The organism is Runella aurantiaca, from assembly GCF_003339505.1.
GTDB classification, from domain to species: Bacteria; Bacteroidota; Bacteroidia; order Cytophagales; family Spirosomataceae; genus Runella; species Runella aurantiaca.
Genome location: NZ_QPIW01000048.1, coordinates 1 through 21,205, shown reverse-complemented (window position 1 = coordinate 21,205; position 21,205 = coordinate 1). Strand labels below are relative to the sequence as shown.

The window sequence follows — 21,205 nt, the reverse complement described above, 5'->3', positions numbered from 1 at the left end:
TTAGGTTTGTTAGCACAACTAAAATACGAAAATCCCCGAATTATGCCAAATACGCGCATATTCGGGGATTATTTTTTGATGCAAAGTACTGATATTTAATATCTTAACCCTTTAAAGGGAAGCCGAATTACCAATTACTAAATTATCATAATTACCTTTGATAAGTCTAATATTTTGTTGAATTGAGGGGATTTTAATTGATTTTATCTTCTCATTGCTTTTTTTTGTAATTCTTGCTTCGAAAAGAACTTCTTCACCCAAGGAATCCAACCAAACGTAATGAAATTCGGGGTTAATATTATTAAATTTTGAATTTATATTTTGAAGGTATCTTTTACCTTCCATAAAATTATAATTATAAGTTTCTGCAATAAAGTTAAAATAATTAAACCTTAGAGAATTATCTCTTTCAATATCTGGATTTTGTCTTGAAAGCCTCATCAGTTTTATTCGAACATTTGGATCATGTAAGTTTCTTCCATAATGTTTAAATAAAAATTTTACAATTTCAAAATTCTCTTGATAAGACTCCATTTCATCCAACAATCTATTGCACTCTAAATATTCCCCTTTAGAATTATGGTATCCAAACAACAAAATACAGGCATATGGCCTAAGTCTACTCTTTTCATACAAAGAATCAAGATATTCTTTATAATCTAAATCATTGATTATCTCTTTTAGATTATTTATATAACTTGAGTTAACAACATCCACCCTTTCAATACCATCAGATACCGTTTTATAAGCTATATCTAGTAATTCCTCAATTTTTATTTGCTTCTGAACTTTATCTTCATCATCATAATCCAAATTCTTTAGCTCCCATATGAATAGTTTTATATAATCAACGTAGCTGTAGGCTGAAAATGGGTCTAGGATTTGTTTTACAAAGAATAGGTCTTTTGCTTCATTGAGGTAAAAAGTAACATACGATGAGTTAAAACTCTCTTCAAAGTAAAGTTTAGCCAAGTCAAAACTTATTGAGCCTCTCCTATGAATAAATCTATGGTTTCGATAATCGAATAAAGATTCAGCATATACTAATAAAGTTAAAGCCTTTTTAAGTTCTTTTTTTTCTCTTCTACTTTGCAAATTAATTGCATAATTGAGTAAATAATATGGATCATCCGAAAGCTTTGTATACCCTGAGTCAAACAGTTTATTTAACTGTGTTTCACTATATTCTCCACTTTTTATAAATGCCTTTAACAGGTTATTAACTAAATATGAATTTGTTTGTCCTGGTTCAATTGTCTTTAACATTCTATCATAAAAAGCAAATTGCTTATCTTTGTTTTCCAGAAATCGTTCAACTAACTTTTCCGCAATTAAAGGGTGTTTAGTTCTAAAATACAAGTCAGGCTGTGTTCCATGTGTCATTTTAACTTCTTGAATCAATATACCTTTCCCTTCTGCATTTATTACTTTTTCAGTAAACTCCTCCCAACTCATAGAAATATTTTGCTTCAGCCAACTTGCTGGCATTAGTAATTTATGTTTATGAAGTAACGCTGTATAAAGAAATGCTTTTTGTGTATCGCTTGATAATTGGTTATAACTATCTATTAAGTCATTTTCATGTTTACCAGAGGTAACAGTTGCCATTAAAGAGATAAAAGAATCTGAATTATAGCTACTCTCAATTTTTTCTACCAACATATTCTTTTCACTTGCATCTCTATATGAAACCAAATTTGTTTTCTTTAGCTTTTCTAGTAAGTCTTCAATTTCATCTTTTTCAAACTTACCTTCTAATTTTAAATTATACATTCTTGAAAAATTCCTATTTAATTTAAATTTTTCAAGAATATTCTCTCGAATAGATGCTAAAATAAATACATTACAACCTTGAAATTGCTCTATACTCAAATCTCTTTGTATGTCTAAAAGAGTTTTAAAATAGCTTTCGACCTCAATTTCATCACAGTAAAAAAGCAGATTTTTTGATTTACAATTATTAACTAAATCAATTAACAATTCTTTTTTTACTCTATTGAATTCGATGATTTCAAACGCAACTAAATCAAACTCAATATCTTTCTCCAACTCATGCACCAATCTTAAGGCAAATGTCGATTTACCGATACCAAAATCTCCATTTATAAAAAACATAGGAATTATGGTTGAATGGTTTTTTTTTATTACATCAACAATAGTATTCTTAAAATTTAAAAGATACTTATTTTTTACTACATCAACTCCTCGACTTATCAAATTAAAATTAGGCTCTTCTCCTTTATAAAAATCAGAATCTTTAATAACTCTATCTCTATTATATTCAACACTTAATTGTTTAACAATCCCTTCTAAATTAAGCAAAAGTTTGGGAGGGAAGGATAAGTACTGATTTTTACTGTCAAATATTGACAATCCTTTCTTTCTAACAACAGTCTCATTTTGCAGCAAATCCCATTCGTTATATTTTTTAAAGAAATCTTCAAATGAGCATTTTACAATGCAGACTTTTTTCTGCTTATAATAAGCTAAGGCATTTTCATTTGGAAATGGATCAACATTTATCATCCATCTTTTTTCCCTATAGTTATAAGAATCAAACTTATCTAACAATTCTCTACCAAACGCATCGCTGTAGGAATACCCAATTGAAAGGAAATTTATATTAGTACTTAGGTTTTTCAAGTCTTGGAGTACCGCTTTATAAAAACTTTTTAGTTGCAAAAAATCATCTGTAGAAAATGCAAATGGATATTGACTTTTATCTTTCATACATCCATTAAGCTTAATGTATTTAACTTCAGTATTTGATTCTTTATAGTTTATTTCTTTTATACTCCTAATTGTTTTTAAATCATAAATATGTTTTGAAGTTCCTGAAATTTCATCGTAAGCCATTTCTACTAATAAGTCATAGTTTGTAGTTATTATCTCTCTCCATGGAATAGTGGCCAATATTTTATGAGCCTCAGTAACTTTTAGTTTTTTTAATAACGATAAAACAAAGTCGTCAAAATGTTTACGACTAAATGTTTCATCAGCCGAAAGTATATCAATAAAATTTGTTATATTTTTTTCGTTTAAATTTTTACATAAATATTGCTCATATAACTCTATCAGTTCTTGACTTAAATATTTTTTTTCACCTATAGAAGCCCCTGCACCCAAAAATAAAATTGTATTAGAGTCTCTGATATTTTTAAAAATATCAACCAGTTCATTTCTTTGTTTATCTAAATCTATAATATGTTCCATAAAATGACTTTTATAATTATAAAGTTTTAAGTAAAAATAAAAAAACGGTTATTATAAGGCAAACCCAAAAAAACCATCAAAATAGTACATATTTATAATATGGCGCCAGTTAAGCTACGCTCAAAAAATATACCTTACAATATATAGACAATAAATAATATATCAAATTACGTTTCTTATATATTTTTTCCGCCCCAAGTCTATCTCCTTTCCAAGTAAAAAGCCGGACAAAGGATTGTCCGGCTTTTTACTAATAAACCCAATTTCCAATAATGATTACTCCAACGGATGTTCTTTCAACAATTTTGAAGAATTATAAATGTCGCTTTGACCTGCCGTAGCAGCGCGTACTGCTTTAACTTTTTCGGGCGAAATCGCGGAGGCTTTATTGCCAAACGAGTTACGAACGTAAGTCAATACAGCAGCCACCTCTTTATCGTTTAACAAACCGCCAAAAGGCGTCATCGGTACTTGCCCAGGGTATTGTTTACCGCTTACTTCAATCGGGCCGAGCAATCCTTTCAAAACTATTTTGATTAAACGCTCCTCGTTTCCCTGCACCCATTTGCCCGCAAGCGGCGGGAAACCAGAAGCTGAAAGCCCCTTTCCATCCGCTTGGTGACAAGTAATGCAGTATCCTTCTTTACTGTAAATGGTTTTCCCCAACTTGAAAGCTTCCAATTCAGCCCCTTTCAATGCCGAAACAACTTCAGCTTCCTTTTTCTTAGCCACATTTTCTCCATTTAAGTGTGCTACTGCTGTTTCGTGGGCATGAATCATCCATTCGTCAAGCGGCTTCTTTTTAGCTTCGGCCAAGATAGGCAACCCTTTTTCTTTGCCAATCCACGAAGTGGCAACAATCGCCACCAACCGTACTCTTGGGTTTTCATCTTTAGCGGCCTGCATCAACAACGCTGCTTGGTCAGCCACTTGGTGCCCAGTGTAGCGCACCACCTGAACCGCCGCCGCTCTAACGCGGTAATCTTTGGCTTTGAGCAATTGGCGCAGCAGTTTTTGGTCTACTTTATCCAATCCCCAACTTACCCACAAGCCTTCCAGTAGATGATGTTCGTAACGCGCATCAGCTTTGTTCAAACTTGCCGCCCATTTCGTTATTTTTGGCAATACTTCGGCAGCATCTCTACCTCTCAATTCACGACGGGTACGGTAGCGGGTACGGTATTCGGGCAATTTGAGGTTGTCCAAAAGTACATCAACACTCGCACCGTCTATTTTGGCGGGAGTAATCAGCGGACGGGAAGGATACGTAATCCGATACACTCTTCCGTGAACGTGGTCACGCAGTGGATCACGGGCGTTGTGCTGCATGTGTCCGATAAGAATATTATGCCAGTCAATAACATACAGCGAGCCATCAGGTGCAATTTCCATGTCAACGGGGCGGAAATTACGGTCTTCACTCACAATCAAATCCTGACGGTGTTTGGTCTTGTAGCCCGTACCGTCGTCCCAAATTTGGTGTTGTTTTGTCCCCAAAAATCCGATGGTGTTGTTGATAAGCATATCTCCCTGTACTTCATCGGGAAAATGGCGACTCCACAAAAATTCCAGTCCAGACGTAGGACGCACCATGTGGTCTTTTTCAATCAACTGGAATGACTTGTGCGTAGCCTGTCCGTAGCGCGGCAACACCGAGCCGGGCAACATCCAACGAACGTCAGGGCTGGAGGTTTCAGCAAAGAAAGGCTGTCCCCAATCGTCAAAAGCAATCCCCCAAGGGTTAGGAATCGCCAATTGGGCGGTGCGCTCCAATTTATGCAATTGTGGAGCATAACGGTAAAATCCACCGTTGGTAGCCCGTACGGGTCCGTAAGGCGTTTCTACATTTGTGTGTAAAAATACCCCTTCTCCCGTATAAATAGCTCCCGAAGGATCTGCGCAAAACGCGCTGCTGTTGTGGTGGGTATCGTGGTCGTCAAAACCGCTCAGGAGAATTTCTACTTTATCGGCCTTGTCATCTCCGTTGGTATCAGTAAACAATTTTAAGTTGGTTCCTTGAGAAACGTACACTCCTTCTTTGGCAATTTCAAAACCAAGCGGCAGGTGCAAGCCCTCTACAAAGATGGTCTGTTTATCGGCTTTACCGTCACCATTGGTATCTTCTAAAATCAAGATTTTATCATTGGGCCGGCTATCTCCTGGCTTATAATGAGGATAACTCGGCATGACAGCTACCCACAAACGTCCTTTATTGTCAAAAGACATTTGTACGGGATTGGCTAAGTCATTAAACTCAGCTTCTGAAGCAAAAAGCTCAATTTTATAGCCCGCTGGCACTTTCAGCTTGTTGAGCGCATCCTGTCCGTAGAGGTACGTAAGGCTACCGTTTTTCTCAGGATTGAAGTTGGTTTTGACGGGAGGCAGCGGCGTGGTGTTTTTGTCGGCGGCGGCAAGGTCTGTTTTCTCGCCTTTAGAAGCGGCCAACCAAATAGCTTTGTCACGAATATCGGTCATTTCCCGAATTTTCTTAATCTCTGCGGGATAGTTGTCGGGGCCAAAAGGATTATAGCGACGCCCGTACACGTGTACACCATTCGGAATTTTATAGTCATTGTGCCACATCCAGTTTTTCTCCATTACGGCATTTTGTACCAATTTACGGTTGGCTTCGGCTTTAGCGGCGGTTTTTCCAAACAGTTGGTCCGTCAATAAAATGCTCAGTTTTTTATAACCGGCTTCATTGAGTTGCAATCCATCGATGGTCAGCGGCTCTTTGCTTTCATTGTACCATTGTTGCGAAGGAGTAAAAGCATCGACAAAAAGCACGTTGTTTTGGTCGGCTACTTCCTGCATGGCTTTGGTGTACAAAAGCAAATTTTCATTCTCCCTTTTGCCATTGGGCAAGTCGTACATAGCCGATAAATCTTCAAACGCAATGGGTGAAACAAGCGCCAATTGCGGCGGCGTTGTTCCATTGTATTTTTGGCTCAGTGTATGTTTGATAAACGCATCAAGTTCTGCTTTGTAGTTGGCCAAGCCCGCTTTTCCCTGATAGGATTCATTGAACCCAAAAAAAGCCACAATAATGTCCGTTTTAAGGCGAGTTAGCCACTGGTCGGGGGTGTCAAAGTGGCCCTCGCTGTTTGAGTAGTTGGCGTATTCGGTTTGGAATTTTTCCGCCCCCGGAAACGCCCAAGGCGAGTTTCGGCTGGCGTGCGGACGAAAACCTGGAGTATCACCGCCATCGCACATGTTGCGGATTACGAGCGAATTTTCTGGATAGCGAACGTTCATTTCGGTTTCAAAGTGACCGTAGTTCATCATTCGTGACCCCAAATTATTGCCAATCAGTGAAATGTGGGCCCCATTTCCAACTGTCAGAGTATTGGATTGATTGAATTGGAAAGAGCTGAAAACAATCAACATCAATCCAACGGCGATGAGCAATCCCTTGATACGTATTCTCATTGGGTTTAGTTATTTTAATTTTTTAACTCGTAATTAATAATGATGTATTTAGTACTGCTCTACTACTTTACAATACCTCGGTAAGGCACATTTATTTCAATTTTACCTTTCCATTTTTTAGGAACAGGCTTGCCCAACAACCAATGTATAGCGTTGATAGTGAGCCGCTGAACCCCTTCTTGCTGAAAATCTTCGGGGTGCCCCAGCGTCGTAAAAAATACTTTGGCGTTGGCTTTATTTTTCCACGTCCAAGCTACTGGATTATCAATGGCGGCTTTGTCAGGATTTACTGATTTCCCCATCAGCAGTGGGGTTGCATCCTGCGGCGGATAATCGGGGCGCACTCGGTACAACCACGAAGCCGCATGAAAAGCAGAAGGTACGCCCGTCAAAATTGGGTGCTTGGCCGCTTCGGCAATCACCGTTACGTCGGTAGTACTTTTGTGGCCGTAGTGGGTGTGGCCCGCTTTGCCCCAGCCCGGAGGAGAGCCAAAAGCTCTTTCTCCAAACGCATTCCAAGCTTCGGAAGCGTGCCCTTTGGGAAAATTAAACGCGTGCGTTGACGTTCTAAAACCCATCACTGGCTTGCTAGAATTAAGGTATTCGTCGAGATATTGGAGCTGGTCAGGCGGCAATTGACGCCAGCGCAAGAAAAACACCGCCAAATCTGCTTCGCGGAGCGCTTCTAAACCGGGAATATTTTTTTCGGCGTTTTGGTCAGGAAATGACTTCAGTACTTGGGTACGTACGCCGTAGTTTTTTTCTAATTCAGCCGCAATAAGCGGGAGGGTTTGTTCGCCGCCGTACTCATGGTCGCCAGCTACAAAGACGACAAGCGGTTTCTTTTTTGACGGAGCTGTTTTTTTGGGAGAATCAAAGGCGGAAACGGCAGCAATGCCCAACATCAGGAACAAGACCGAGAACCAATGGTTAGCAACCATGCGACTTATCGTACGCTTTATCATGCAGTGTGTCTTTAAGCGGGTGTTTAACTATTCTAAACTTTTTAAACCTAAAAGCTATTTGGTATACAAAATCGCTAATGTTTAAAAAGTCATATTTCTAAAATTTATACCGTAAGCACCGAAGAAAAGGTGCCTACGGTAAGAAATCACTTCTATCTACAAAACATTTATCAATAACCGGTATTCTGCTTCAACTTATTGTTGTTGCGAATTTCGGCGGTGGGGATCGGAAACAGCAATTCTCTCTCTTTGAGCACAGGGCCATACGAAAACTTATGCCCAGCAAAATCCTCAAACTTCTTAGTCGTCACGTTAAACGCCTTGCGGAGGCGGGTCATGTCGTACCAAGTTTTGTTTTCAAAACTCAACTCATGCCAACGCTCTTTCCAGATTGCTTCTCTGAGTTCAACTTTGGTCAAACCAGCCAAATCGGGCAACTGCGCCCGTCGACGAATGGCATTCACGGCTTCATACACCGCCGCAGACGGGCCATTTGCTTCGTTTTCGGCTTCGGCATAGGTCAACAAAACCTCCGCATAGCGCATCATCGTCCAGTTCAGGCCACTACTTGTGGTGCTGAGTTGAGCTTCGGTATCGAAGTGTTTGTACAGGTAATACCCTCCCAAATTACGGGTTTTGGTACGGTCGCTCCGCAGTGAGAAAGAAGTGTAATAAAATTGCTTCTCCGCTGCTCGTTTATCTCCATTTTCGTACGATTCAACGAACTCTTTATTGGCAAAAATAGCCCCAGTTTCATCCGTATAGGCCGAAATACCCTGATTGTACGGAATAATGGATGTTTGCCAATTGGAAGGTAATACGAAAGCCACAAATTGCGCCATGAAAATATTTTCGCCGATGTTCTTTTTGGCGGGATTGCGCAAATCATCATAAGACGGGAACAGGCTAAATTTGCCAGAATCAACTACCTCCTTGGCCTTATCAGCCGCCTTTTTGTAGTACTCAGCGCCTTTTTGCAACGGGAATCCCGCCATGGTAAGATATACACTTGACAGTAGCGACTTAACCGCGCCTAAAGAAGCCCGTCCGGTGGCATCTGTGTACGGCAAGCCAGAAGCTTCCGCCTCAATCAAATCGGCTACGATTACCTTATATACCTCTTCTTGAGGTACTTGTGCAGGGTACAAATCGGGCGATTTCAAATCAACTGGCTCAGTAATGAGCGAAATATTGCCGAAGATGCGCACCAAATCATAGTAATACAACGCCCGCAGGAACCGTGCTTCGCCCAGATAGCGCTTCTTAGCGGCTTCGTTCATCGAAATACCCGGTATTTTCGCAATCGCTAGGTTGGCGTTGGCAATGCCCCGATAGTGGTTGGTCCAGTAAGTGGCTCCGTAGCCATTGTCTGAGTTATTGACTAGATTTCGCACAAAAATGCTGTTTTGTGCCTGCCCCAACTCGGTGTTGGCCAAGCCAGTGGCAAATTCAAGCATCATCCACGGCGCGCCGCCAAATCCACCTCCCAACACGTTCCGAAGGTTTTCGTAAATGGAGTTCACCACACTTTCGGCGTGTTCGGGCTTGGTGAAATAGTTTTCCATCGTAAAATTTGAACGATCAGGCTCTTCTAAAAAATCGGAACAGCTCACCCCGCACAAAACCAATGTTCCGCTCAGTATCAGTTGACTAAAAAACTTTATAGTGTATTTCATTTCAGTATCCATTAAAAATTACACAACTATTACAATCCGATGTTTAACCCAACCATAAAAACGCGCGGTTTTGGATAGGCATACAAATCAACTCCTTGGTCAAATGCCGAACCAGAAGTTGATACTTCAGGGTCATAGCCTTCAAACTTGGTGTTAAGGAAGAAGTTTTGTACCGAAACAAAGGCTCTCAAACGATTAAGGTGGATTTTCTCAATCATTTTTGGGGAGAATTTATAAGACAAAAGGATATTTCTTCCTCTCAGGAAAGAGCCGTCTTGCACGCGGTCGGTATCGTTGTTGGTGTTGTAACCCGCTGATACAGGGCGCAATTCGGCAATATTAGTGTTCTGGTTGGTAGGCGTCCACGCGTTCAAAACGGTCTTGAAACTGTTGGCAATTCCTTGACGGTCTTCGGCCGAGTGCTTGCTTCTAAACAATACGTCGTTGCCGTACATGAATTGCAGGTCAACCATCAACTCCAAGTTTTTGTGCGTAAAAGTGTTGATAAACGTACCAAAACCATCTGGAATCCCTTTACCGATTACCACGCGGTCGTTGTCATTGATACGTCCGTCATTGTTTACATCCTGGTATTTGATGTCACCTGGTTTTTTGAGATACTTGGCGGCTTCTGATTCCTCTGCTACGCTCCAAGTTCCCTGGTGCACAAATCCGAAAAATGACCCTACTGGCTCGCCTTCACGAATGATGGTAGAACCGCTGAAAATATCCGCTCCGCCTGTAAGCGCCATTACTTTGTTGCGGTTGAAGGAGATATTAAAGGATGAATTCCACGAGAAATTTCGACTCGCTACATTGACTGTATTGATGCCCAATTCCACCCCACGGTTTTCCATACTTCCGATGTTTTGGCTTACCGTCGTAAAACCACTACTTGAAGGTACGGGTGCGCTCAAAAGCATATCGGTGGTGAGTTTGCGATACACGTCGGCTTCGAGCATAATGCGGTTGTTAAAAAGTCCCAATTCTACTCCAGCATCCACTTGGGCCGTTTTTTCCCAACGCAGGTCGGGATTGGCAAGGCGGTTTACACCGATACCGATTTGACGAGCATTGTTGAAAATCACCGAGTAATTGCCCAAACCAGCCAATGCCTGATAGGCCGTAATTTCCGAGTTACCCGTTACGCCGTAGCTGGTACGTACTTTAAGGTTAGAGATAAAAGGCACATTTTGCATAAAATCTTCTTCAATAACTCTCCACGCCAAAGCCGCCGAAGGAAATACCGCGTAGCGATTGGAAGAACCAAACTTAGAAGAACCGTCAATACGCCCCGTAACCGTGAGTAAGTATTTGTCTTTGAGGCCATAGTTAATACGTCCAAAGTATGAATTCAAGCCATACGCACTCGTTCCAGAGGTAGGAGCAAGCGCCACCGCACCCGCACCGAGGTTGTTGAATTGAAAATAGTCATCCTGAAAACGCTGCGCTCTCGCCTGAAAATTGAAGCGATCTACGTGCTGCCACGCCAATCCCAACAAGGCATTGACCGAGTGGATTTTGTTGATTTTGGTATTGTAGGTCAGATAGTTTTCAAACTGCCACGAATTATGACGGTCGCCAGTGATAGATGCATCACCGCCTTGGTTGCGCGAAATATAATTCAGGTTCCGACCTCCGTAGTAATCAATCCGTTGGTTGATGATGTTGGTTCCCAATGTAGTGCGCAGCTCTAAGCCTTTTGCCAATGAAATATTGGTATAGATATTACCCAACATGGTTTGGGTCTTGAGATAGTAAAGTCGCTCAGTAGCTACGTGAATAGGGTTACCGCCGCCTTCCATACCGGGATAGTCTTCGTTGCCGCCCCAACGTCCGTCAGGGTATTTGACTGGAATAATGGGTAGGGCTTCCAATACTTGGCGCATGGCTATGATACCACCAGCACCCAGTGGGTCTACCTGACTTTCGCTCTGGTCATTGTAGCTGAGCGTACCGCCTACCTTTATCCATTTTTTGATCTGGCTATCCATCACAAAACGAGCCGAATAGCGTTTGAGCCACGATTCTTTCATCAAACCATCTTCGTTGCGGTACCCAAGGTACAAACCGAAATTGTCCCGAGAGTTGCCACCGCTGAACGAAAGTTGGTGGTTTTGCGTAAACGCTTTTTGGAACGACTCATCCTGCCAATCGGTGTTGTAAAGCGGCTTACCGCTTGCATCAAACAATAAAGGGTTGGTCCGCTTGGTTGCTGGATTCACGTACTTGCCACCAGCCCAACCTACGGGGTCGTATTTTTTAGCATTTTGATACGCAATTTCTTCCGTTCTCAAAAATTCTTCTGAATTGAGCAACGGGATTTTGCGGGGCAATACCCCAACGCTGAAATCTGTATCATAACTAATACGACCTCCGTCCTGACTGCCACGCTTGGTAGTCACCAAGATAACGCCGTTGGCGCCACGAGCACCGTAAATAGCCGTAGCTGAAGCATCTTTTAACACTTCAATTGAGGCAATATCGTTGGGATTAATGTAATCAATGGGTGTGCTTCCGTTGGCCAAATCGGTGGCGTTCAAAATCACACCGTCAATGACGTACAAAGGGTTGTTAGCCACACTCACGGAGGTATTTCCCCGAATACGAATGTTGGCGCGACCACCCGGGCGACCCGAGTTTACCGATACATTCACCCCCGTAATCCGCCCACCAAGGGCCTGATTCAAAGACGCCGACGGGCGCTCCAAAAGGGTTTCACCTTTCACGGTTCCCACGGCTCCCGTCAAGTCTGATTTGCGCTGCACTCCATAACCCACCACGATTACCTCTTCCAACGATTTGGTGTCTACTTTCAGCGAAATATTCAATTGTGTTTGCGCGCCTACGGTCAATTCTTGCGTCAGATAACCTAAAAAACTGAACACAAGTACCGCGTTGTTGTCGGGTACATCAAGATCAAAGCGCCCCTCAGAATTGGTCGTTGTACCACGCTGTGTTCCTTTCAAAACCACACTCACACCAGGTAATCCAGCATTGGCTTCATCCGTAACAACACCTGATATTTTACGAACCACGGGGGCCGTGGCTTCGATTGGCACTATCTTTGGCGCAGGCGTAACAACCGGCGCGGCTTCTTTTTCTGGGGTCAGAATAATCTGATTTCCAATTATTTCATACCTCAAATGAAGAGGTTTTATTAGCTTACCGAGCACTTCCACCAACGGCTCATTGGAAGCACTGAGCGTAATTTTCCGATTGGAAGGAAGCGTAACCGGGCGATACGCAAATCGTATTTTGACCTGCTTTTCAATCACCGTCAACGCTTTTCGTACGTCCTGATTCTCAACATTAATGGTCACTCTCTGCTGGAGTATTTCCTGCGCACTGGCCTCCCGGGCTAAAGAGATACCCGTAAAGATCAATGCCAACACACATTGTATCAACGATATTTTCATGAGATGATACACAAGGGGTTTAAAACGTACCGTTTTTTTCATTAGTTTTGATTGTTTTTGTGAATAATTTGAGCAAAAACTCCTCCTTCACGTCTTTACAGGCGCTTGCTGATCGGTCAAAATCACAGGGAGGTAACGGCATCAGCGGTGTGCGACCACTGCTGATGTTTTTTTTGTCAGGAGAAAAACGACGGACTCTTCATAGACATAAAATTGTTAAAGGTTAAAGAAGCATTTTGTTGTTTAGGTAGTATTTTATCATAACAAATGGTGCGTTTTTTATTAGAAAAATATTCTTTTTTACTCAGGGTATTTTACAAATCAACACCCTTTACTGTAGATAATCACCTGGCCATCAATCAATTTGTAGCGAGCATCCAACACTTTACAGATTACTTCAAGTTTTTGAAACAGGTTTTCGTCGGTCAGGTTAATGGTGAGCGTGCAGTCTTTGAGTACTTCTTCGTCAAACACCACCTTTATCCCGTACGATTTTTCTAGGGCCGCAAATACCTCCGTAGCGGGGGCCGCTTCAAACACAAACCGGGCCATTTCGACGGGTGGTAACAGCAGCAACGGAGCCTCGACCAATACTTTGCTGATGGTGGCCTCACTGCGGTGAAAAACCGCCTTTTGGTTGGGAGTCAGTACAACACCCTTCACTTCAGGGTCTTGCTGGGCGTCGTTTCGCTCGGCATACACCGAAACCCGTCCCGACTTTACCGCCACCGTTACATTTGGGTCTTTCTGATACGCCTTTACATGAAAACTCGTACCTAACACCCTAGTAACCAGACCATTTGAAAACACCAAAAACGGCCGCTTGGGGTTTTTTTGCACCTCAAAAAAAGCGCCGCCTTCTAAATGAACCTCCCTTTTTGAATCATCGAACTCAACAGGATATTTGAGACGACTGTTTTTTTCCAGTTTAACAATGCTACCATCCGATAGCTGGAGCAACATGGTTTTGTCGGCTCCGTTGACGGCCTCCACCCATTCGGCGGGCGCAGCGGCCAATACCCCCGGAATCTCCAACGGAGTAGAACGACGCCAAAACAACCACCCCGCCGCAATCAGCACCACAAGAGTAGCCGCGATGGATAGAACAGGTATGTACCAACGTCGGGGTCTGTGTATATGCTCCGTTGACTGCTCATGAAGCGTGTTCTCAATCCGCGCCCAAATCACCGGAACCGATTGGCTCGCTTCTGGGGTTGGACAAATTTGATTCAATCCCTCAATGAGCCGCCGAGCTTCTTCTATCTGATAATAGCGCTCGGGACAATCATGTAAAAAGCCCTGCCAAAAGGCGTCATTTTCGGCCGTAGGACAACATACCCATTCCTTAAAGTAGTCATCGGCGGCAAAATCTTCGGCGGTATATTGATAATAGTCCATCTAGGTTAGTAAAAAAATAAATTCAAAAAATGGTTGTGGATATAGATTGTAAAGCCTGCCTAATGCTCAGGGTATGGTATTGAAAATAAAAACACCGATGACTGAAAAAATACGTACTGCTTCGCGCAGGGTTTTGAGGGCGGTATAAATGAATTTACACGCTGATTGATAGTTTACGCCCATAATGTGCGCTACCTCTTCGTTGCTGAAATGATGCGTAAAACGCAAGTCAATGGCCTGCTGCTGGCGGGGGCTCAGGCGGCCGTATCCTTGCTTGAGTTGACGCAAAAGCTGCTCCTGACTCTCATCTTTGATTAGGCGGCTCTCGCAGGTATCCTCCTCGCAAGTCCCATCTATTCCTTCTACGCTCACCGATTGATAAAAAACATCCCGCTGTTGTGCACGGTTGATTTTATTGCGAAGCGACCTGAACAAATAAAACCGAATAGAATCCGTCTCACTGAGATTGGTACGGCTTTGCCACAATTCAATGAAAAGATCATGAATACTATCTTCGACCAACTGAACATTCGTCGTTATTTTATATCCATAACTTACCAACTCTTTGGCATACAACTCATAAATGCGCTTAAATGCACACTGATCGCCCTCCCGAAAAGCATTCCAAAGGCCATTATTTGGATGATGTGCTGTCACAGAAAAATGGTTAAAAATAGTACACGGCGCTGAAAACGTTGATTTTGATGGGTACAACGACCTTCTAATATACTAATGCCAGAAAGGGTGGATTTTAATCCTATTTTTTCTAAATATTTTTTAATTTTTTTCATAATCACCCCTTTTTACGCATCTCAAAAAGACATTCTATCCAGTCTCACTCTTACGTTATTTTAATAAATAAACGGCTTTGCCCCGTCTTTTCCATCCTGCTTTGACCTGCACACACCATGGGTGTCTTTCAGAAAACACCCACCATAACCCTTAAAATCTACCTTTACATTTTGTTTTTTAGGGGATAATGTGTAACTATCCCACGCACCAACCCCGTAGCCATGACTCCCTACGAAGAACTCGCCCAAAAGGAATTAAACGTATGGCAACGCCAAATGCTGAAAAAGCCTTCGGCCGTCAACCGATTATCAAAATCGGCCCAGACTTGGATAAATAACCTCATTCCCGAAAAAATCCACGACGTTATCACCGCCACCATCAAGCAGATGACGCGGGGGGTGTTGTTTGGGGCTGAATTTATTACCCCCCAACCGATTCCCGCCGTGACATTGGAAGAGCGCGAATTGGCCGTGCAGAAGCGAATCAATTTTTACAAAACGGCAGGAGCCGCCGAAGGGGGTGTGGCGGGTGCGGGAGGATTTCTGTTGGCGCTGGCAGATTTCCCCCTGTTGCTGAGTATCAAGCTCAAACTGCTTTTTGATATTGCCGCGCAGTACGGCTACCCCATAGACGATTACCGCGAGCGTCTTTATATTCTGCATATTTTCCAACTGGCGTTTTCGAGTCAGGAGCGCCGCAAAGAAGTGTATTTACAGATGGTAAATTGGGACGAAAAAAGCAAACAATTTCCCGAAGACATCCACGCTTTTGACTGGCGCACCTTCCAGCAGGAATACCGCGATTATATCGACCTCGCCAAAATGGCCCAACTTATCCCAGGCATCGGTGCTGCCGTGGGCGTGGTGGTCAACTACCGTTTGATTAACAAATTGGGGAAAACCGCCATCAATGCCTACCGAATGCGGTGGACGGAAGAACAGAAATTTATTAAATAAAATTAGGAAGCGGCGGCGGCCGGTGGAAAAACACCAACAGCTTACTTAGGCACTTGAGCGTACCGCAGGCATTCCACTTCGTGTTTTAACTGAACACCTTCTTCTGCAGGAATTTTAAATTCATCGGTTTGAATCTTAAAACCACCAATACGCTTGCTCAGTAGCAAATTCAATTCGCTTTCATTGATCCGAAAGAGGGTAGTTGACTCATAGAAGTTGGTTATTTTGGAAGGCTTTACCCCAATGAGCTGCTGTCGACGCAAAATTTTTGAGCCATCGGCAAACTGAATACTCAGGTCAACCAATGCCGTATAAAACGTTGGATAATAAACCTTTATGTGTACATAATATTTAGTTTCTCCTTTTGATAACGCCTTTTCGAAGTAAATAGGCTCGTCTCTTTTTTTCTCATCCTCTTTAGGCGTAAAGAATCGATGCTCACCGTCAAAACTGCTGTATTCGTAATGAATCGTTTTTTCGCAGTCATTTTGGCAAAATGCAGGCAATGATAGTAGCAAGGCAAAGAATAATATACTGTTTTTCATAACGTTATTTTACTGCAATTTATAACAGGATTAAATAAGGACAAAAAGGAAAAAGCATAAAAAAGGAAAATCAAAAATGTAAAACAAAAACATACTGACAATCAAACGATTACTTACCATATCCAGCCCTTTTTTCTCCAATTTATTTGTAAACGGCCGCGTCGCGCCACTATCGCTTTCTGACACTTCACTAAAATCCTTTATTTTGAAACGTATTCCGCCAATCAATGACTCCACCGGCACGGGATTTTACTAGTCAGAGCATCAATTAACAGCCCTATGAAACTTGACAAAAAAGAAGCTGCTACTGTTATCAACGCCATTCGTTTTTGGGAAGATTCCCAAAAAATATCCCCTGAACTAGCTGAAGAACTGCGCAACAGCTACGAAGTCCGCAGCTCCAACGTCGACACCATCGCTTGGTATGCCTTTATCTCGGCCATTTCTTGCGGCCTTTTGGCTTTTGGGGCACTGGTGATTGATGAAAAATGGATTGAATTATTGCGCAAACGATGGGCGTTTTCGGAAGCAACCGTAGGCGTAGGTTTTACGCTCGTGGCAGGTGTGTTTGTGTACTTGGCCCGTCGCCGAAAACTCAAATACCCTACCTCCCAAATCAGCAATGAATCTTACACCATTACCATTGCCCTCAGCGTGGCCGTCGCGATTGCGTACTGGACCCGCAGTCTGGGCCTTTTCAACGGCAATTACGCTCAACCTTTACTGATTGCGACCATCGTTTACGGCCTCATTGGTGGCTTTCTGCCCTCACAGCTTTTATGGGTTGTCATGCTTTTGTCGTTGACGGGCTGGTGGGCGGTTCAAATCTACGAATGGTCGGGGGGAGAATTTCGGTTTGCAGGAATGAACTACCCATTGAGTATGACCCTTTTAGGACTTTTGATTTGGGCATCGTCGTGGTTGGTCGAAAGAATCAAACCGCTGATTTCGTTCGAGCGCGCCACCTATACTTTTGGACTGGTTTTGTTTCTTTTTGCGGCTTGGATGCTCTCCATCTTTGGCAATTACGACGATTTGGGGCGCTGGTCAGCCATCAAACAGGGCACACTTTGGTACTGGTCGGCGGGATTTACGGTAGTTTTGGCCGCGCTTACGGCATACGCGTTTAGAAGCAAAAACGATACCCTGCGCGATATTTGTCTGGTGTTCTTTTTGGCCAATATTTACACGCGGTACTTTGAATATTTTTGGGACCGCACCAACAAAGGTATCTTTTTTGCCATTCTGGCATTTTCCTTCTGGTGGGTGGGGCGAAAAGCCGAGCAATGGCGCAATCAGGAGAAAACGGCCTAAAAAACGAAAAGGCGCATCGTGGGAGTTTGACCTCCTTTCGATGCGCCTTTCTATCTGATTATGGAATTGTAGCTTGATTATTCTTCGGTCAAACGAACGGGCGTATGATGGTATTTGCTATCAAAATGATTGATGTTGGTATCTATCAACACACTCGTTACGGTTGTTGCATCCATCGTTGGCAACGAAGCCATCAATTTTGCTCCACTGATACGAGCAGCAGGCAAGCTCATTGTTTCGTCCACGATAGGCAATGAAGCCATCAGTTTCGCGGTGTTGGTACGAGCGGCGGGTGCTTCGATGTTTTCATCTTGGGTAGGCAATGAAGCCATCAGTTCAGCATTCATTGGATTTGTCGGCATTTCGTTGGTAGCGTCGAGCGTAGGCAATGAAGCCATTAACGATTGAATATTGAGGACCACAAAAGCGGGAGTAGTTGATTCAACATCCTGAGTTGGTAACGAGGCCATTAAATGAGCGGCGACACACGATTGCTCTTTTTGAGGTTGTGCTTCTGCAATAGTACTTAATGCTAAAAGACTTAAGGCGGCGGTTGTGATTAACGATTTCATGATTTTAATGTTCTTAAATTGTTGGCTGTAATTATTTTAATTTTTTGTTTCTGGCTGTTTGTTTGTCTTAATGACTTGACAAAAGTGGCAGGTATTTCTGAGCTGAAAAAGGGAAATGGGATGAAGCGTAGGTTTTAAGGGTCGAAGTGTATGAAAAATCATTTGAACGGAATTATATTCGGCAATACCTTTTTCACGCCCTTGAAAACCGCCAAAATCAGACTTTATTAGCACAAAATAGGCATTTTATCAAAATATAATTTGGATTAAAATTATACAACATATATAAAATATGGGTTCATTTTAGCAATACCTCCAATAGAACCTTCATCAAAAGTGCCTTTTTGGTGCCTATGAACGCAAAAGAGTCCCGCCTCTGAAAAAGCAGAACTCTTCTTTTTTGTGTTGAATGGTTAAGGAGTCAAAATTTTCTACCCATTATTCAGGGGCTATACATCACAAATTTGTACGGCCTGTTTCAGTGAAGCAATCGGATCTGGACGTTTGGGTATAAATTCCTGCGCCACATATCCCTGATAGCCCGTATCCACAATGGCTTTCATGATGGCGGGGTAATTCAGTTCTTGCGTATCGTCGATTTCGGCCCGACCTGGTACGCCGCCCGTATGATAATGCCCGAAGTACTGATGGTCGCGCTTGATGGTGGCGATGATGTCGCCTTCCATAATTTGCATGTGATAAATATCGTAGAGTAATTTAAAACGCTCCGAGCCTACCCGTTTGCAAAGCTCAACGCCCCAAGCACTTTTATCAGCCTGATAGTCTTTGTGATTGACCCGACTGTTGAGCAGCTCCATGATGAGGGTGATCTTATATTTTTCGGCGGAGGGCATCAGCCTTTTGAGTCCAAGGGTGCAATTTACCAAACCTTCTTCGTCAGAAACTCCTTTGCGGTTGCCCGAAAAACAAATAACGGTATTCAGACCCGCTTCCACCAACTTAGGAAAAAGGGCTTCATAACTCGCCACCAAATCATCGTGATAGATTGGATTATTGAATCCTTTTTCGATACCCATACCCGCACCGTTGGGCAGGGCGCACGTCAGGCCATATTTTTGAATAACGGGCCATTCGTTGGGCCCCAACAATTCAATGGATTGAAGACCCATGGCTTTTGCTTCGCGGGCAAGGTCTTCTAATGGTATTTTGCTGTAGCACCAGCGACAAACCGACTGCTTGATTCTGCCTTTCAGCTCGGGGCCAAGGGCTTTGTCGGATGCCGCAAAAGCTTCCGTCAGCGTCATAGGCGACGATAAAAGGGCCGCACTGCCTGCCATATTTTTCAGGGCAGTACGGCGTGATGTGTTTATTGCCATAGTGAATCTTCGTTAATCATTGTTGGTTTAATTGCGGGCACTTTCTCTGACCACTTAAAGCATCTTTAAACAAGATATTACCACTTTGTTGTTAAAATCTCCCATAAAAAGCCTCGGCGAAACTCCCCGAGGCTTTTTTAATTACTAACCAATTGTAAAGTGCTTTCGCACCCGTTAAAATTATAGAAATTCTACCTTTTTTTCACTGAATATTTTAAATATGATAATAAGTTTTTGATTTGCTTCATTTCGTTAGAAAAATACCACATATATCTATGAATATCTTTGTTTAGGGTTGAACTCCATGGAGGGAATTGTTTACAAGGCAAGGTAGTGCAATAATAAAATCATCCTGTATGTGTCATAAACTACCCTCACCAAACGAGTATCAATCCGAGAATTTGAGCCCCTTTAAAGTGAGTAAACAAAACCATAACCAATTTATTTTAAGACATTTTTACCTTAAATGGACATAAAAAACCCTCCCTGTTTTTTTGAGTCTGAAACGATTCTCAAAATTACAGGGAGGTTTTTTTTATGTCCTAAAACTCAGGAAGAACCTTTTTTCTTCTACTTCCTCTTTTTGATTATAGTAAGCGGGACGCAAATTTGGATCGGACAACAGTTGTTACTAGGCTCAATGATAATCGGACAACAACCCCCAGCAGGACATTGCTGATTGGATGCCGTGAAGGTGTAAGTACCCACCTCGCTTAACAGAACGGTATTACCCGATACAATTGGCGTACTGCCTCCATCTTTGTACCATTGTACATTGGTCAGGTAAGCGGGCACGCTGGCCTGTACCTTTTCTATTGGACACAACTTAAATGGAACCGTAAAGCACTCTTGGTCGTTATCATCTTCGCTATTATTGCCATTACCTGGCGTACTATCCACATCAGGCTCGTTGGTCTTGCTGATCTCGGCCGTATTGAAATGAATACCTTCCGAAATCGCTTTCACTTTATACGTCAGCGTGACCGTGTCTCCATTGGCCCCTATGCTGCCGATAGTCCAGACAATCACATTATTGCTAAGCGTGGCCGTGCCACGAGTCGTCGTAAAACTGCCCGTGATAAATTGTACCGATGTGGCCAGAGAATCACTAACTTCTACGCCCGTGGCCAAAGTACCTGACTGGTTGAAGACTTTAATGGTGTAAGTAAGCGTGTCTCCCAGTTGTGCAATCTTGGTGCTAATCATCTTTTTCAATGACAAGTCTACTTGCGCAGAGGTGACCGTGATGACCTCAGGGTCGTGGTCGTCCTCGTCACCGCCCGTCAAACCACTTTCGTTGATGACGTCATTCTTTGGCGTGCCGTCGTTGGCGGGGTTACTATCGGGATTTGAATCTACATCCACACCGCCCGTTGCCGAGCTGATTTCAGCTAAGTTCGTGATTGAGCCCGTGACGCCTGTGCTGACAACAAAGGTGATGTCTCGCGTCGTGCTTGCGCCAGCCGCCAAACTCGCAATCACCGTGTTCAAAGTCGCGGTGCTTCCCACCACGCTCCAGTTGGCATCGTTCAAGGTCAATCCCGCAGGTATGTAATCCGTTACTTGTATATTGGTCGCATCCACGTTGC

The 21,205-nt window shown here is 42.8% G+C and carries 14 protein-coding genes; 2 read left to right on the top strand and 12 right to left on the bottom strand.

Annotated features, from left to right (window positions below; translation table 11 throughout):
* Positions 1–111: 111 nt before the first annotated feature.
* From DVG78_RS29435 to DVG78_RS30165, 8 genes are all read right to left on the bottom strand, one after another.
* The gene (locus DVG78_RS29435; protein ID WP_114464587.1) at positions 112–3,213 is read right to left on the bottom strand and encodes an SIR2 family protein; all 3,102 of its coding nucleotides are present in this window, start codon (positions 3,211–3,213) and stop codon (positions 112–114) included.
* Between the two features lie 276 nt (positions 3,214–3,489).
* A complete protein-coding gene (locus DVG78_RS29430; RefSeq protein WP_114464586.1) occupies positions 3,490–6,642 on the bottom strand; it encodes a PVC-type heme-binding CxxCH protein in 3,153 nt (1,050 codons plus the stop codon).
* 62 nt (positions 6,643–6,704) lie between these two features.
* Positions 6,705–7,547 (bottom strand): ThuA domain-containing protein, encoded by an 843-nt coding sequence (locus tag DVG78_RS29425; protein ID WP_229598352.1) that lies wholly within the window; start codon positions 7,545–7,547, stop codon positions 6,705–6,707.
* Positions 7,548–7,777: 230 nt separating this feature from the next.
* Positions 7,778–9,283 (bottom strand): RagB/SusD family nutrient uptake outer membrane protein, encoded by a 1,506-nt coding sequence (locus DVG78_RS29420; RefSeq protein ID WP_199563317.1) that lies wholly within the window; start codon positions 9,281–9,283, stop codon positions 7,778–7,780.
* Positions 9,284–9,312: 29 nt separating this feature from the next.
* Positions 9,313–12,744 carry a TonB-dependent receptor gene (locus tag DVG78_RS29415; RefSeq protein WP_114464585.1) on the bottom strand — a complete coding sequence of 1,144 codons (3,432 nt, stop codon included), beginning with the start codon at positions 12,742–12,744 and terminating at the stop codon, positions 9,313–9,315.
* Positions 12,745–13,023: 279 nt separating this feature from the next.
* Positions 13,024–14,100, bottom strand: a complete 1,077-nt coding sequence (locus tag DVG78_RS29410; protein WP_114464584.1) for a FecR family protein — start codon at positions 14,098–14,100, stop codon at positions 13,024–13,026.
* Positions 14,101–14,166: 66 nt separating this feature from the next.
* A complete protein-coding gene (locus DVG78_RS29405) occupies positions 14,167–14,757 on the bottom strand; it encodes an RNA polymerase sigma factor (protein ID WP_114464583.1) in 591 nt (196 codons plus the stop codon).
* On the bottom strand, positions 14,754–14,891 hold the full coding sequence (locus DVG78_RS30165; protein ID WP_158550146.1) for a hypothetical protein: 138 nt from the start codon (positions 14,889–14,891) through the stop codon (positions 14,754–14,756). The genes DVG78_RS29405 and DVG78_RS30165 overlap by 4 nt, the downstream gene beginning before the upstream one ends.
* A gap of 222 nt (positions 14,892–15,113) precedes the next feature.
* On the opposite strand from DVG78_RS30165, the gene DVG78_RS29400 reads away from it, so the two are divergent.
* Positions 15,114–15,848 (top strand): EcsC family protein, encoded by a 735-nt coding sequence (locus DVG78_RS29400; protein WP_114464582.1) that lies wholly within the window; start codon positions 15,114–15,116, stop codon positions 15,846–15,848.
* Between the two features lie 41 nt (positions 15,849–15,889).
* Here the strand turns inward: DVG78_RS29400 and DVG78_RS29395 are convergent, their stop codons facing one another.
* Positions 15,890–16,393 carry a hypothetical protein gene (locus DVG78_RS29395; RefSeq protein WP_114464581.1) on the bottom strand — a complete coding sequence of 168 codons (504 nt, stop codon included), beginning with the start codon at positions 16,391–16,393 and terminating at the stop codon, positions 15,890–15,892.
* Positions 16,394–16,672: 279 nt separating this feature from the next.
* Here DVG78_RS29395 and DVG78_RS29390 point away from each other — a divergent pair, with 279 nt between their 5' ends.
* The gene (locus tag DVG78_RS29390; protein ID WP_114464580.1) at positions 16,673–17,707 is read left to right on the top strand and encodes a hypothetical protein; all 1,035 of its coding nucleotides are present in this window, start codon (positions 16,673–16,675) and stop codon (positions 17,705–17,707) included.
* A 77-nt stretch (positions 17,708–17,784) separates the two neighbouring features.
* Here the strand turns inward: DVG78_RS29390 and DVG78_RS29385 are convergent, their stop codons facing one another.
* The 3 genes from DVG78_RS29385 to DVG78_RS29370 all read right to left on the bottom strand — a co-directional run.
* The gene (locus DVG78_RS29385; RefSeq protein ID WP_114464579.1) at positions 17,785–18,279 is read right to left on the bottom strand and encodes a hypothetical protein; all 495 of its coding nucleotides are present in this window, start codon (positions 18,277–18,279) and stop codon (positions 17,785–17,787) included.
* A gap of 449 nt (positions 18,280–18,728) precedes the next feature.
* On the bottom strand, positions 18,729–19,616 hold the full coding sequence (locus DVG78_RS29375; RefSeq protein ID WP_114464577.1) for a hydroxypyruvate isomerase family protein: 888 nt from the start codon (positions 19,614–19,616) through the stop codon (positions 18,729–18,731).
* A 570-nt stretch (positions 19,617–20,186) separates the two neighbouring features.
* Positions 20,187–21,205 (bottom strand): DUF11 domain-containing protein (locus DVG78_RS29370; protein ID WP_147277207.1); only part of this gene is annotated, 1,019 nt, incomplete at its 5' end.

Bases quoted from the DNA above. Each gene is read 5' to 3' on its own strand.
- DVG78_RS29425 (WP_229598352.1), bottom strand. From the start codon at position 7,547: ATGTTGGGCATTGCTGCCGTTTCCGCCTTTGATTCTCCCAAAAAAACA.
- DVG78_RS29420 (WP_199563317.1), bottom strand. From the start codon at position 9,283: ATGAAATACACTATAAAGTTTTTTAGTCAACTGATACTGAGCGGAACA.
- DVG78_RS30165 (WP_158550146.1), bottom strand. From the start codon at position 14,891: ATGAAAAAAATTAAAAAATATTTAGAAAAAATAGGATTAAAATCCACC.
- DVG78_RS29395 (WP_114464581.1), bottom strand. From the start codon at position 16,393: ATGAAAAACAGTATATTATTCTTTGCCTTGCTACTATCATTGCCTGCA.
- DVG78_RS29410 (WP_114464584.1), bottom strand. From the start codon at position 14,100: ATGGACTATTATCAATATACCGCCGAAGATTTTGCCGCCGATGACTAC.
- DVG78_RS29375 (WP_114464577.1), bottom strand. From the start codon at position 19,616: ATGGCAATAAACACATCACGCCGTACTGCCCTGAAAAATATGGCAGGC.
- DVG78_RS29400 (WP_114464582.1), top strand. From the start codon at position 15,114: ATGACTCCCTACGAAGAACTCGCCCAAAAGGAATTAAACGTATGGCAA.
- DVG78_RS29435 (WP_114464587.1), bottom strand. From the start codon at position 3,213: ATGGAACATATTATAGATTTAGATAAACAAAGAAATGAACTGGTTGAT.
- DVG78_RS29385 (WP_114464579.1), bottom strand. From the start codon at position 18,279: ATGAAATCGTTAATCACAACCGCCGCCTTAAGTCTTTTAGCATTAAGT.
- DVG78_RS29390 (WP_114464580.1), top strand. From the start codon at position 16,673: ATGAAACTTGACAAAAAAGAAGCTGCTACTGTTATCAACGCCATTCGT.
- DVG78_RS29430 (WP_114464586.1), bottom strand. From the start codon at position 6,642: ATGAGAATACGTATCAAGGGATTGCTCATCGCCGTTGGATTGATGTTG.
- DVG78_RS29415 (WP_114464585.1), bottom strand. From the start codon at position 12,744: ATGAAAAAAACGGTACGTTTTAAACCCCTTGTGTATCATCTCATGAAA.